The 14293-nt window shown below is 37.9% G+C and carries 14 protein-coding genes; 5 read left to right on the top strand and 9 right to left on the bottom strand.

The features are described 5' to 3' along the window. Positions 1-14: 14 nt before the first annotated feature. Both radA and ASF92_RS13170 read left to right on the top strand, forming a co-directional pair. Positions 15-1394 (top strand): DNA repair protein RadA, encoded by a 1380-nt coding sequence (gene radA, locus ASF92_RS13175; RefSeq protein ID WP_056093697.1) that lies wholly within the window; start codon positions 15-17, stop codon positions 1392-1394. A 336-nt stretch (positions 1395-1730) separates the two neighbouring features. Then, complete coding sequence (locus ASF92_RS13170) at positions 1731-2195, top strand: DUF4920 domain-containing protein (protein ID WP_056093694.1); 465 nt, start codon at positions 1731-1733, stop codon at positions 2193-2195. Positions 2196-2266: 71 nt separating this feature from the next. Here ASF92_RS13170 and ASF92_RS13165 read toward each other — a convergent pair whose 3' ends face one another. The 4 genes from ASF92_RS13165 to ASF92_RS13150 form a co-directional block, all read right to left on the bottom strand. Beyond that, positions 2267-3331 carry a branched-chain amino acid aminotransferase gene (locus ASF92_RS13165; RefSeq protein ID WP_056093691.1) on the bottom strand — a complete coding sequence of 355 codons (1065 nt, stop codon included), beginning with the start codon at positions 3329-3331 and terminating at the stop codon, positions 2267-2269. Between the two features lie 144 nt (positions 3332-3475). After that, positions 3476-4441 (bottom strand): tryptophan 2,3-dioxygenase family protein, encoded by a 966-nt coding sequence (locus ASF92_RS13160; RefSeq protein WP_056093689.1) that lies wholly within the window; start codon positions 4439-4441, stop codon positions 3476-3478. A gap of 17 nt (positions 4442-4458) precedes the next feature. Beyond that, positions 4459-4836, bottom strand: a complete 378-nt coding sequence (crcB, locus tag ASF92_RS13155) for a fluoride efflux transporter CrcB (protein ID WP_056093686.1) — start codon at positions 4834-4836, stop codon at positions 4459-4461. Positions 4837-4840: 4 nt separating this feature from the next. Then, the gene (locus ASF92_RS13150; RefSeq protein WP_056093683.1) at positions 4841-6139 is read right to left on the bottom strand and encodes an HAD-IB family phosphatase; all 1299 of its coding nucleotides are present in this window, start codon (positions 6137-6139) and stop codon (positions 4841-4843) included. 59 nt (positions 6140-6198) lie between these two features. On the opposite strand from ASF92_RS13150, the gene ASF92_RS13145 reads away from it, so the two are divergent. Beyond that, the gene (locus ASF92_RS13145; RefSeq protein WP_056093680.1) at positions 6199-7143 is read left to right on the top strand and encodes a DUF3667 domain-containing protein; all 945 of its coding nucleotides are present in this window, start codon (positions 6199-6201) and stop codon (positions 7141-7143) included. Here the strand turns inward: ASF92_RS13145 and ASF92_RS13140 are convergent. Continuing rightward, the gene (locus tag ASF92_RS13140; protein WP_056093678.1) at positions 7140-8102 is read right to left on the bottom strand and encodes an NAD-dependent epimerase/dehydratase family protein; all 963 of its coding nucleotides are present in this window, start codon (positions 8100-8102) and stop codon (positions 7140-7142) included. The genes ASF92_RS13145 and ASF92_RS13140 overlap by 4 nt on opposite strands. Before the next feature lie 70 nt (positions 8103-8172). On the opposite strand from ASF92_RS13140, the gene ASF92_RS13135 reads away from it, so the two are divergent. Both ASF92_RS13135 and ASF92_RS13130 read left to right on the top strand, forming a co-directional pair. Further along, entirely contained in the window at positions 8173-9354 is a 1182-nt protein-coding gene (locus ASF92_RS13135; RefSeq protein ID WP_056093675.1) for a formimidoylglutamase, read from the top strand. Between the two features lie 69 nt (positions 9355-9423). Beyond that, a complete protein-coding gene (locus ASF92_RS13130) occupies positions 9424-10575 on the top strand; it encodes an AhpC/TSA family protein (RefSeq protein WP_056093673.1) in 1152 nt (383 codons plus the stop codon). Between the two features lie 77 nt (positions 10576-10652). On the opposite strand, the gene ASF92_RS13125 is transcribed toward ASF92_RS13130, so the two are convergent. The 4 genes from ASF92_RS13125 to ASF92_RS13110 form a co-directional block, all read right to left on the bottom strand. Next, positions 10653-11159, bottom strand: a complete 507-nt coding sequence (locus ASF92_RS13125) for an SMI1/KNR4 family protein (protein ID WP_056093671.1) — start codon at positions 11157-11159, stop codon at positions 10653-10655. 17 nt (positions 11160-11176) lie between these two features. Further along, positions 11177-12448 (bottom strand): phosphoribosylamine--glycine ligase, encoded by a 1272-nt coding sequence (gene purD, locus ASF92_RS13120; protein ID WP_056093669.1) that lies wholly within the window; start codon positions 12446-12448, stop codon positions 11177-11179. Positions 12449-12508: 60 nt separating this feature from the next. Beyond that, positions 12509-13390, bottom strand: coding sequence for an SDR family oxidoreductase (locus ASF92_RS13115; protein WP_056093666.1), 882 nt, complete (start codon positions 13388-13390; stop codon positions 12509-12511). 79 nt (positions 13391-13469) lie between these two features. Next, a complete protein-coding gene (locus ASF92_RS13110) occupies positions 13470-14231 on the bottom strand; it encodes an enoyl-CoA hydratase/isomerase family protein (RefSeq protein ID WP_056093664.1) in 762 nt (253 codons plus the stop codon). Positions 14232-14293 lie beyond the last annotated feature (62 nt).

Below are 14293 nucleotides of genomic sequence, written 5' to 3'. Positions count from 1 at the left end.
AACCTGAAATCAAATTGGCAAAAACAAAAACGGCTTATTTCTGCCAGAATTGTGGACATGAATCGGCTAAATGGCTTGGTAAATGCCCTTCATGCAATCAATGGAATACCTTAGTAGAAGAAATTGTAGAAAAAAATCCTGCTAGCATACCCACATGGAAAAATGATAATGTTGCTGCAAGAAAGTTGAGTAAACCAAGCAAAGTCGTTGAAATTGAAAGTTCTCCTGAACGCCGAATGCCTACAGGAGATAAAGAACTGGATCGCGTTCTGGGCGGAGGCCTCGTGGAGGGATCTTTAATTTTAATCGGTGGCGAACCTGGAATCGGCAAATCAACACTGATGCTACAGCTGGCTTTAAACTTAAAGGGTAAAAAGCTTTTGTATGTATCAGGTGAAGAAAGTGAGCAGCAAATTAAAATGAGAGCAGAGCGTATTACTGAATCGCCATCCGCAGACTGCTATATTTTAACAGAAACATCCACACAGAATATTTTCAAACAGATTGAAATTCTTGAACCCGAAATTGTTGTTATTGATTCTATTCAAACCCTTCATTCTGCTCACATTGAATCGACGCCAGGGAGTGTTTCACAAGTTCGCGAATGTACTGCGGAATTGCTTCGGTTTGCGAAAGAAACCGGCACTCCTGTGTTTTTAATCGGACATATTACAAAAGATGGCGCCATTGCGGGCCCAAAAATTTTAGAGCACATGGTAGATACTGTTCTCCAGTTTGAGGGCGACAGGCATCATGTTTACCGAATCCTGCGTTCTATTAAAAACCGGTTCGGAGCCGCAGCGGAATTGGGTATTTACGAAATGCAGGGAAGTGGTTTAAGGGAAGTATCCAATCCCTCAGAAATATTGTTGACACAGCGAGATGAAGAACTTAGCGGCATCGCTATTGCTGCTATGCTTGAAGGCGCTCGTCCAATGCTGATCGAAACACAAGCCCTGGTAAGCGCCGCAGCGTATGGCACACCACAACGCTCTGCTACCGGCTTTGACACGAAAAGAATGAATATGCTTTTAGCTGTTTTGGAAAAACGTTGCGGCTTCCGGTTAAGCACCCAAGACGTTTTCTTAAATATTGCCGGGGGTATAAAGGTTGAAGATCCGGCAATCGATTTGGCTGTGCTGATCGCCGTTATATCTTCAAATCAGGACATCCCAGTTTCTTCTAAAAATTGCTTTGCAGCAGAAGTCGGTTTATCAGGTGAGATAAGGGCAGTAAATAGAATAGAACAAAGAATTGCAGAAGCTGATAAATTGGGCTTTGAAGTTATTTATATTTCAAAGTATAATATGAAAGGCATAAATATTGAAAAATATAACCTCGAAATCAGGGCAGTGAGTAAAATAGAGGAAGTTTTTGGTCTTATCTTCGGTTAAATCACCTTAAATAAATGGGGAATATAGTAGCCGGATTTCTACACTTAAAATATTATTCCCCCTATTTCCCCAATTCAAATTAGAATCTAAGAGCATGGGAATAATTTAATTATCTGATATTCAAATAATTATAAATTTAATAACCATCAAACGTATTTTGGAAGAACATTTGTCTTAACTGTTATGATGTAAGTCATGGGATGTGACATACAACAATAGGGATGATTCTCCTCGTTAGCCAGTGCTAGCGAGGATTTTTTTATCTTCACTATTAAAAAATATTAAATAACTTTGAGTCAGATAAATAACTGAAACTAGTAACGATAAAATACCGCTATGAAAAAAATTATTTTAAGCTTAAGTTTTTGCTTAATCTGTGCATTCGCTTTTGCACAAACTTCGTTTACAGGCCAAAAGTTTGGCGAAAATGTAACGCCTGGCAATGTTAAACCTGTATCAAAAATGGAATCTTCAATGGGTGATAAAACAACCTCTGATATGAAAATAGAAGGTAAGGTTGTGGATGTTTGTAAAAAGAAAGGTTGCTGGATGACATTAGAAATGCCTAATGGCGATCCAATGCGTGTAACGTTTAAAGATTATGCATTTTTTATGCCGATGGATGTTGTAGGCAAAAAAGTTGTTTTAGACGGTATCGCAAAGAAACAAACCATATCTGTGGAAACCTTACGTCACTACGCGGAGGATGCAAAGAGAACACCTGAAGAAGTTGCTAAAATTACAGATCCAAAAAAAGAACTTGCTTTTGAAGCAAAAGGTGTTGTAATCTTAGATAAATAAGTGTCGAGACTAAAGTAAAAATGGCCTAAACTTTTTAAGTTTAGGCCATTCTTTTTTAATTCAATTTGCGGCTATAAAACCCAATTCCAGCCAAAAGTATCCGGAGTTAAACCATAACGGATGTCATTTAATTTCTTGGCAATACCATTAGAAATCGTTCTGGTTGACGCATCAGTAAGCTTATAACTTTTACCTAAATAACCTATTTCACCAATATGTGTAACAGTTGCAGCTGTTCCTGCAGCAAAAGCTTCTGTCAAACTACCGATCTCAATCCCTTCAATTACCTCTTTAACCGACACTCTACGCTCTTCCACTTCAATACCAGCAGCAGTTGCTAGTTTAATGATTGTATCTCTGGTAACGCCATCTAAAACTGTACTACGAACAGATGGTGTAACTAATTTACCGTTAATAACAAAAATTAAATTTGCTGTTCCAGCTTCTTCAATGTATTCATGATTGATGGAATCTGTCCAAATTAACTGATCATAACCCTCTTTTTTGGCTTGTTCAAAAGGATAAAGTGAACGGGCATAATTACCAGCAGTTTTAGCAAAACCTACACCTCCTTCATCAGCTCTGGTAAACTCGGTTTCTATTTTAACTTTTAAAGCGCTGCTGTAATATGGGCCTGTTGGTGTTGTAAGCAAAGCAAATTTATAAGTATCAGATGCTTTCACGCCCAGATAAGGGTCTGTAGCGAACATCACTGGCCGGATATAAAGTGCATAATCCTCCCGCGACGGAACCCATTTTTCATCAACATTTATTAATGCTGCTAAACCTTGCATAAAAATCTCCTCAGGTATTGTTGGCATAGACATTCTCGCAGCTGATTTATTAAAACGTTCGAAGTTTTTATCTGCACGAAAAACACTAATTTTTCCATCTGGTTGGCGGTAAGCCTTCAAACCTTCAAAAATAGCCTGACCGTAATGAAGGGCTGAAATTGCAGGGCTCATTGGAATCGGTCCATAAGGTGCAACCTGCAGGTTTTTCCACTCGCCATCTTCGTAATCAGCGGTGAACATATGGTCGGTAAAAACTTTACCAAAAGGTAATTGCGAAAAATCTGTTACCGACAAACGCGTCTTTTCCGCTTTGGTAACTTTTATATCTAATGTCTCGATCATTATTTTAAATTTTGAATGGATGAACGATCGAATGAATGTGTGTTTTACTCTATCATTCTCTAATTCATTAATTCCCTCATTCTGTCTTTAATTATTTTTCGCAAATTAAGAAAAAAAGAGGTTTTTTTATAGCTTTTAACGATATTAATCTTTGTTCTTTAGTGTTTTAAGCACACTAATTACCCAGCCCTTACCCCATTCTTCCACTTGTTCGTCTGTCCATAAAAAAGGGTAGAAAATTCTTTTTTGAAAACGCGGAGGCAGGTATTTCTGCCAGTTCGTTCCACCAGTGGCAGCAACGTCGACCGGATCTTTTTCCAGGTAGCGAACAGCAGATTTATAATGAGCCAGCGGCCACTCCACATTTATATATAAATCGAGCCTGCGAAGCTCATCGGCCAAAGCAGAAACATCACTGCCATTTACCTGGAATTGCTGGTACAGCGCAGAAAAGTTGGTGCGTATTCTGTCTTTTGCGAGTTGTAAAAACTGAGCTGAATATTTTTGAATAAACTGTTTTAAAGTTAATGTTTCTTTACCTGACGATAGTTCGGTAGCCCCAAACTTCCAATAGATGTTTTCGAACTGCTCTTCTAAAGTTGCGGTACTTAATTCTACTCTTTTACTTTTATCAACTAAACGAATAAAATCCGTTGCACAAATTTCTATCATTCTATACTGCCCTGATTGAAAACCACTGGCTGGTAGCAGAGACATCCTGAATTTTAGAAATTGTTCTTTCTCCATTCCCTCGACCATAACTTCGAAAGATGTTGTTAAAGCATTGAAATAAGCATTAATTCTTTTTACACGAGCCGTAAAAAAATCGATTGTTAAATTTTTATGATTTGCAATTTGTTTGCATTCGTGCAAGGCTAACTTAAAGTATAGTTCCGTTATCTGATGGTACATGATAAAAATTTCTTCATCAGGAAACGGGGTTTTTGGGCTTTGCAAACTCAACAACGTATCCAGATGAATATAATCCCAGTAGGTTAAAAAATCCGCATACAATAATCCATCAAGATACGAGGCCATATCCTGACCCATTGCGGTGTACTTTTCCTGAAGCTGGTTGAGTTTATCTTTTATATCGTTGGTAAATTCCATTCAAAAAATTTAAATTGTTAGGTAAGTTTAACTTTCGCCAAGTACATTCCACCGAGTATGGCAATTGTACAAAGCAAAAAGTTTATTAAGATATTCAGAAGCGCAAGGTTTATATTTCCAGCTTTATATAGATTAAGTGTTTCTAAAGTATAAGTTGAATAAGTGCTAAATCCACCGCAAAAACCAGTTATAAAAAAGAGCTTTAAATTGTCTGACAAAAGCGTTCGTTGCATAAATAACCCAAGGAACAAGCCCATTAACAAGCAACTTAAAACGTTAGCCGTAAGCGTTGCAAATGGAAAGCTGGAAAGGCGATGGGCGTAAATTTTGGTTGTAAGAAAGCGGATTAAACTTCCAAGGCCACCACCAATAAAAACAATTAAAATCTGCTTCATAGTTTTAATATAAAACTCTGAACTTAATTGTATGCTCAATTTTTTTTAGCGCTTTGAATAGCTGCTTATCATATTCTGTATTGATATCCGTTATTGCATAGCCAATTTCGGTATTCGTCATTAAAAACTGGCCAACGATATTGATGTTATGTTTAGCAAAAACAGTATTAATTTGCGCCATTATACCAGGAACATTCTTATGAATGTGAATTAAGCGATGTGATTTATCAATTTTTGGCAACTGAAGATTAGGATAATTACTGCTCAGGTAAGTCGCACCAGTATTCATAAAATCAATCATTCTTTTAGGAATAAAATCAATATTCCGTGGATTTGCCTTTACGTCATCAAAAATTACAATACCCATTTTGGTACAGAGAGCAGCATCAACTTTATTTTTAGAGTTACCCAAATAACCTATCGTTTTTAGCTTTATTGCATCTTTTAACTGTTCTTTCTCTATTTTCTCTCCATCTGCCAAAAGAATAACACCAACATCTTTAACATATTTTTCTTCAAATGAGGATTTATGCCTAATCGACAAGCCATCATTTTTAAGTAACGCAATGCTGTGAGCATCAACCTCGCCTATAACCAAGCAAAGAATTCTATTTTTCGGGTAAGAAATCGCCCTTGGCAAGTTGTTAACATATAAAAATTCATCAAAGCTGGGTGTGATGTGGTCAGCTTTTTCGATGATTGTCTGCCTTGCAATATTTTCTGTAAAAGCAAAAAACTTATTGATCATTCCGCTTTCGCGAAGCTGAAAATCAGAATATCCGTCGCCAATGCCGAATAATTCGCCTTCCAGTTTCAAATGCTGAAGAAGTTTTACTTTACCACCTTCTTCACTAAGCGGATTGGCATGGTCGTAATCTATAATTTTGCCATCACCTGTGGTTACGAAGGTATTAGCATAAATATTTTCTTTTTTGATATGATATTGACTTACAACGGGCGTTATAAACTCTTTAAATCCACCAGAAACGATTAAAACCTCATCGGCATGTTTTTTAAAGAATTCGGCATTCCGGGAGAAAGAAATCGAGACCTTTTTCTTCAGGTGTTTAATCAGTTGTTTTAAATGATCTTCGTTTGCCTCTAATAATTTAACGCGTTGGGCTAAACTTTCGGAGAACGAGAGTTTACCTTCCATTGCCTGGTTCGTATAATCTTCAATTTTTTGGAAGATCGACTCCTTTTCGGGATGTTTTTTTAACGATATTCTGGCAAGTTCGTCCAGGGCTTCAACCTGAGTGAAGGTACTGTCGAAATCGATGATGTAATAGGCTTTTTTCTGCATTGCAAACTGTTAATCGGAGCTATAAACTGTCGAGCTGAAATTATATATTTGTTTCTAATATGCGCAAAGATAATAATCATGAGGTGAATACCTGTCCTTCCTGTAAAACTAAGTTTGAAGGTAAGTTTTGCCACAACTGCGGTGAAAAAGTATTTCATGAGAAAGATTATACCATCAAAAAATTTATAGAACAAACTGTAGATATCTTTACGCATTTTGACGGCAAGTTTGTCCGTTCGATAAAGTACATTTTTACGAAACCAGGCTTTCTGACACAACAAAATATGCAGGGCATCAGGGTTAAATATGCCAAGCCCATGCAAATATTTTTGCTTGCCAACGTTTTGTTTTTCTTTATCACGCATATAATTGGGGTAACCGATTACACGCCGAATATTGGTGATGAAAAATTTGGCGCAATTAGTAGTTATTACATTTTTAAATGGCTTAGTCCTTTGGATAACTGGATTGTGAAACAGATAGGCGTTTTAAAAGACATCAAACTGGAACATTTTGGGATAAATGTTAATGAGTTTGCTAATAGGTTTTGGTTAAATAGTTATATATACAGCAAATCCTTTATTATATTGCTAATACCGTTTTCAGGAACAGCAATTTATTTATTTTTCAAGAACAGGTTTAAGTATTTCTCAAATGCCCTGGTTTTTACCGCTCATTTCGTATCTTTTCAATTGATTGTTTTTTCAGTGTTATCGATTTTTAGATACAGGTATGAAATAAATGTTTTTCAGCCGTTTACCTGGCTGTTGTACCATGAAGAGGTAAGGCCAGTTACAGAATTTTTCTTCGGTTCGAAATTTGAATTAGTACATATGCTCTACTGGATACCATATCTATTTATTGCTTTTAAGAGAATTTTCCAAGATGAAAGCAGACTGCTGATATTTATTAAAACTTACTTTGTTGCAAGAATACTTTTTTTCATAACCTTCATTTTCTATAAAAAACTATTAATTGTTTTAACGCTACTACTAATGCATTAGGCCAGCTCAGCTGTAATCTCCCGGATGCTCTGATTAATTGGTTTAAACTGGATGCCAGTTGCTGCAATTACTTTTTCGTTGCTGTAATAACTTAACGATAAACTACTTGATGCAGTATCTTTTGTAATTGAGGGTTGTTTGCCAGTAAAGACTGAAAAGAACTTCAGCGCCCTCCATGCAATTCCAAGCATCCATGCTTTGGCTTCCTTTTTTGGTGCTTCAACATTAAAACCTTTTGCGATTGCTGCAAATAAATCTTTATAGTGGTAATTATCTGAAGAAATAATATATCGTTCTCCCACAGTTAGATTTTCCATCAAGAGTATCATGGCTTTTGCAACATCTTCTACATCAACAAAGCCAGAAGCACCGTCGGTGTAGAAAGGAAAGCCGCCTTTTATCAACTTAAAAATTGCACCACTTCCTTCAAAACCTGCATTTTTTCCAATAATTATTGATGGATTTACAATTATTGCATTCAAACCTTCAGTAATGCCGCGCCAAACTTCCATTTCTGATTCATATTTCGACAAGCCATAGGCATGGGCTTTTGAATCATACTCCCAAAAGTCTTTCTCTGTAATCTGCTTACCTTTTTTAGCGTCGCCTAAAGCAGCAACAGAACTTACATGCAACAAGCGGCAGTTTTTTTCTATGCAAAGGTTAACAATATTGGATGTGCCATCGATATTAACATGAAAAAGTTGCTTTTTATCCTTCGGATTTAGGGAAACGAATGCTGCGCAGTGAAACACTTTGGTAATGCCCATAAAAGCCTCATCGAGTGTTGCAGGCTCATTAATATCGGCTTCGAACCAATCGACCAGCTTATTATTTTGGATGATTAACGGAACTTTCGAAGTTGCTCTCCTTAATGCCCGAACAGCTAAACCACTATCCGTTAACTGTTTTATTAATTCAGATCCTAAAAATCCCGTGCCTCCGGTTACCAGTATCATTTATTTTTTTCAGGCTATAGATGAAAATACGCATTCAAAAATAGATATTTGAAGCGATAGTTTTAAATATATGTCATTAACCGATTTTTTTTCACCCTTAAATGCCGAACAGTTTACACCAAAAGATGGTTTTTACACCAGTCAATTGGGTTTAAAGACACAATTTTACATAGAAACATTTCCCGATTTGGAGGAAACCAAATTCGACATTGCCATTTTTGGTGTACTTGACGGACGCAGCGCGATAAACAATGAGGGTTGCGGACTTGGTCCGGATTATTTTCGGGAAAAGTTCTACAAGCTAAATGAAGGAGCTTTTGTGAGCCGTTTAGTAGATTTGGGGAATATACGCCCGGGTGCAACCCTTGCCGACACTTACATTGCAGTTAAGATGGCCGTAAGCGAATTGATAAAAAACGACATCATTCCAATAATTATAGGGGGTGGTCAGGATATAACTTATGCCCAGTATATGGGTTATGAAAATTTAGAGCAGAAAGTCGATTTGGTTATTGTGGATAATCAATTTGACATTGATGATGATAATCATGATGGCATTGCAACACGTTCTGATTGTTACCTGAATAAAATCTTCCTCCATCAGCCTAACTATCTTTTCAATTTCAGCAATATTGGTTATCAAACTTATTTTGTAAATCAGGAAAGTTTAAGCGTAATGGATAAGCTTTATTTTGACGTTCACCGGCTAGGAGAATTCGCCCAGGACATTACTTTAACTGAACCCATCATCCGTAATGCCAACATGCTGAGCTTTGACATTGGGGCTATTCGATCTGCGGATGCGGTGGCAAATGCCAATACCACGCCTAATGGCTTTGATGGAGAAAAGGCCTGTAGAATTGCCCGCTATGCCGGGATGAATGATAAGCTGACCTCAATAGGATTCTATGAATTTAATCCTGCGTATGACCGTAACGGGCAAACAGCCTTTCTATTGGCACAAATGGTCTGGTATTTTATCGAAGGATTCTACGCCCGCAAGAAGGATTTTCCATTAACGCCTAAGTCTCAATTCATAATCTACAGAACCAGTTTAAAAGATGGTTCGGGCGAAATGACGTTTGTAAAGAGTAAAAAATCAGATCGCTGGTGGATGCAGGTTCCTTATCCTACGGGGCAATCTCAAAATGAGCGATACCACCTGGTACCCTGCAGATATGATGACTATCAAACTGCAATAAATGGAGATATGCCTGATTTATGGTGGCGCACCTATCAAAAGTTAACATAATTTTACAGAAAGTAACGCATTAAGATATTACAAATATTTATCTTTACGAAAGACGATTAAATTACAACCATGAAAAAATTACTTTTATCTGCAATGGCCTTATTACCATTGGCTGCATTAGCTCAAAAGCCATTTACCATTAAGGGTGATGCCAAAGCTTTAAAAACAGGCGACAAAATATATTTTGTTTATACCACAAATAGCGAACGCAAAACCGATTCGGCCGTTGTTGCAAATGGTAAATTTGAATTCAAAGGAACCGCAGCCGATCCGGTTATGGGAAACTTGTTTAAAAATATTAATCCTTACGTTAAAGGAACCAATACCCGCAACATGGATTATGCAAGTTTATATGTTGAGCCGGGAAACATTATAATAAGCTCGGCAGACTCAATTAAATCCATTAAGGTTACAGGCACGCCTGCAAACAATGATAACACTAAACTTAAAGCAAGTTTAAAGCCTGCAACGTCCAAATTGGATGCAATAAATGCGGAATATGAAAACCTAAGCGAAGCGCAGAAACAAGACAAAGCTGTTGTAGCAAGCATTAGAGAAAGATATGGCAAAGCGGCAGACGAAACTACACCTATTTATTTAGAATTCGCCAAAAGCAATCCAAAGTCTTATGTGAGCCTAATGTCCTTGGCACAGTTAGCAAGTGATCCTGACCAGGTTGCACAAGTTGAAGCAATTTTTCCGACTTTAAGTCCGGAACTTAGGGCTACAAAAACAGGAACAACTCTGGCAAAGACTTTTGAAGCATCTAAAAAAACCGCTGTAGGCGTAATGGCAATGGATTTTACTCAGAATGATCCTGATGGAAAACCAGTGAAATTATCAGATTTTAAAGGCAAGTATGTGTTGGTAGATTTCTGGGCTTCCTGGTGTGGCCCATGCCGTCAGGAAAACCCGAATGTAGTTGTAGCTTACAACAAATTTAAAGACAAAGGCTTTACAGTTTTAGGTGTTTCTTTAGATGGTGGAACAACGAAAACGACTAAAGAAGCATGGAAAAAAGCAGTTGAAGATGACAAATTAACATGGACACATGTTTCTGATTTACAAGGATGGAGTAATGAAGTTGCCGTAATGTATGGCATTCGCTCAATTCCTGCTAACTTTTTAGTTGATCCGACAGGTAAAATAATTGCAAAAGGTTTAAGAGAAGAAGCTTTACAAACTAAACTTCAAGAACTTTTAGGTAGCAAAACAAAATAATTAATTTCTGCCACTCAAGGCGTTTAAAAAATTAAAGCCCCGATAAAAATCGGGGCTTTAATTTTTTTGTCATTTTATTATGCCGACTTTAGGAAATCAAGTGCATTGATGAAATAGTTTTCCATGCCTTCATACGGGTCTTCACCGGGAATCCAGGAGGCAAATTTCCAATATTCCCATTTACCGCCATCTAACAATGGCGGAACTAAGAGAAAATATTGCTCTTCATTCCGACCGCCAACAACAATGCTCCGGGCCAGTTTAACTGCGACATCTAAAAGTTCATCATTGTTTATCCAAATCTCTATAACTTCAGGGTCGATATCTTTCAGGAAGCCAACATATTCCGTTGATTCAAAGGATGGTTCGATATTTTCATTTGGTGTGGCAAAGCCGTTGGTAATTGTAAGAAAGTCTTTATAATCTTTTGGTAAGGTGATTTGTAGTCTTTCTTCCAGCTGTTTTATTTCAGCTGCGGAGGCTGGCTCGTTTCCTAACCATTTAGACTTCATTTGCTCGTCAGTAAAAGTAAATTCACCTTGTTTAATGGCTATTTCTGAAATCTTTTTAAGTATCTTTTTCAAATTGGCAGGCTTTAAAATTAAATTAGATCGAAACCAATATCTTCCCTGAAATATTTACCATCAAAATAAATTCTACCGGCATCAGCTGTTGCACATTGTAATGCTGTAAACATATCCTTTTGTAAACTGGTAATAGCGATAACACGACCTCCATTGGTTTTAACAATATCGTTCTCAAGTAAAGTACCTGCATGGAATGCGTTGGAATGGCGAAGGTTTTCTATACCTGAAATGGCTTTCCCTTTTAGATATTCACCCGGATAACCCCCAGCAACAATCATTACTGTAGCCGCGGTTTGATCAGAAATAACCAAATTTACCTGATTAAGTTGCTTGTTTGCCGTCGCGATAAACAATTCTACCAGGTCATTTTCAATCCTGGGAATTACACTTTCCGTTTCCGGATCGCCCATACGCGCGTTGTATTCAATTACATAAGGCTCTTCACCAACCTTTATCAGTCCAAAAAAGATGAAGCCTGTATAATTAATATTGTCCTTTTTTAAACCATCTACAGTAGGTTTAATAATTCTTTCTTGAACTTTTGCCAGAAACTTTGGTGTCGCAAACGGGACTGGTGAAATTGAGCCCATGCCGCCGGTATTTAACCCGGTATCGCCCTGTCCGATTCTTTTATAGTCTTTAGCCGATGGAAGTGTTATGTAATTCTCGCCATCAGTTAAAACAAAAACTGAGAGTTCTATCCCACTTAGAAATTCTTCGATGACTACAGTTGTACCTGCAGCACCAAATTTACCTCCAAGCATCAGTTTTAATTCTTCCTGAGCTTCAATGGTTTCTGTGCAAATTAAAACACCTTTACCTGCTGCCAAACCATCGGCTTTTAAAACAACTGGAAGTGCGTGCGTTTGAAGGTAAGCCAAGCCATCTTCCAAAGTTTCTGGTGTAAAAGATTTCGAAGCCGCTGTTGGAATACCGTGGCGTTCCATAAATTGTTTAGAAAAATCTTTGCTGCCTTCTAAAATTGCACCTTCTTTTTTTGGTCCAATTACAGGAATATGCGCAATAGCCTTATCCGCCAGGAAAAAATCGTGAATGCCGTTTACTAAGGGTTCTTCAGGACCGACAACAACCATTTCAATGTTCTCAGCAAGGACAATTTTCCTGATGGAATCAAAATCGTTTACATTGATGTTGATGTTGGTACCAAAAGCGCCTGTACCACCATTTCCGGGAGCAATAATTAATTTATGACATAGCGGAGACTGGCTTATTTTCCAGGCGAATGCACTTTCCCTGCCACCTGAACCTAATAATAAGATATTCATATGGGCAAAGATAATATTTTACTATAAAGTAGCGAGTATCAAGTCGCAAGACATCAAGGTTTAGCTACCTTTTGCGCTTCTTGTCATTTGTTCCAACATATCCCACATCTCGCTGGGAATTGCTTCTAACCCGTTCATTTGCCCAGCACCTTGCAACCATTCTCCCCCGTCAATAGTAACGATTTCCCCATTGATGTAACCCGAAAAATCGCTTACTAAAAATGCAGCCAGATTGGCGAGTTCCTGATGTTCGCCAACTCTTTTTAGGGGTACACGATTCTTGAAATCAAATTTTTTTGCCAAATCTCCGGGCAAAAGCCTTTCCCAGGCGCCTTTTGTTGGAAATGGACCTGGCGCAATTGCGTTTGTACGGATACCGTATTTACCCCACTCAACGGCAAGCGATCGGGTTAAGGCCAAAACGCCCCCTTTTGCACAGGCTGATGGCACTACATAAGCTGATCCGGTAAAAGCGTAAGTTGTAACGATGTTTAAAACTGTTGCCCTTTGTTTTTCTTTTATCCAGTGTTTGCCGAAAGCAAGCGTACAATTCACTGTTCCTTTGAGAACAATATCGATAATTGAGGAAAATGCATTGGCTGATAACCGCTCTGTTGGTGATATAAAGTTACCTGCAGCGTTATTTAAAAGCACATCAACCTGCCCAAACCTTTCGATTGTTTTAGCAAGCACATTTTCAACCTGTTCTACTTCGCGTACATCACAGGCGACTGCAAGGACCTTTCCACCGGTTTTTTCCTCCATTTCATCAGCAGTTTTTTGTAAAACATCCTGCTTACGACTGGTAATTACAAGGTTTGCACCTAACTTTAAAAAGTAAATACCCATAGCTTTTCCCAAGCCGGTTCCACCTCCGGTAACGACAATGGTTTTGCCTTCCAGGGCACCGTCTCTAAGCATTGGTTGATTGAAGGCGAACATAGTATCTGGCGATTTTGAATGGTAATTGATTAATTATTGGAGTAGGTCCACTGAAAACTGAAATTGTTAACGGTGAACATTACTTTCTTTGAAGGTTTTCCAAAATGGTTTTTAAAATATGACGTGTAGCTGGCGACCACCACTGCTCAAGCATCTTATCGAGCGTAGCCGACTGATCTGCACTTACAGCAGCAATTAATTCCTGACGAATATTTAATTTACTTTGCGACCAGGTGTTGCTTTCTAGCTCCATAAACTTTTTAATTTTCCGCTCTGCAGCTGTGAGCAAACTTTCTCCTTTAACCAATTCATCGATTAAACCAACTTTTAAAGCCTCATCAGGATTGTATAACTTTCCGGTAAGCAAACTTTGTGTCGCTTCGGCCTTACCAATCCAAAAAGAATAGAGTTGGAAAATACTGTTTGGAACGATGATTCCAACCGGAACTTCATTCAAACCAATAATATATTGACCTTCTGCCATCACGCGGTAATCGCAAGCCAGAGCCATTACACAACCACCTGCCGGACTATGTCCACTGATTGCAGCAACTATTGGTTTTCTGAACGAAACCAGGTTAGCCGTAAACGCCAAGAATAACTTCCAGAAAGACCTGGCTTCTTCTTCATTATAGTTGTAAAGCTCTATTAAATCTAAACCTGCAGAAAAAAATGGTGCTGAACCCGTTAAAATAACGCCTCCAATATTATCATCAGAAGCAATATTTTTCAGCATATCATCTAGCTCAGCAATCAACTCGCGGTTTAATGCGTTCGATTTTCCCCTGGCTAAAGTTATGGTAGCCAATCGTCCAGTAACACTAACTTTTATCGTATTCATGTTAAATAGTTTCTAGTTTGAGTATGGAATAACAAGCACAATAGTTATGCATGCATACTAAT

Source organism: Pedobacter sp. Leaf176 (genome assembly GCF_001424305.1).
Classification (GTDB): domain Bacteria; phylum Bacteroidota; class Bacteroidia; order Sphingobacteriales; family Sphingobacteriaceae; genus Pedobacter.
Note: the sequence above shows the minus strand (reverse complement) of the source record. Positions and strands in the feature narration are given on the sequence as shown.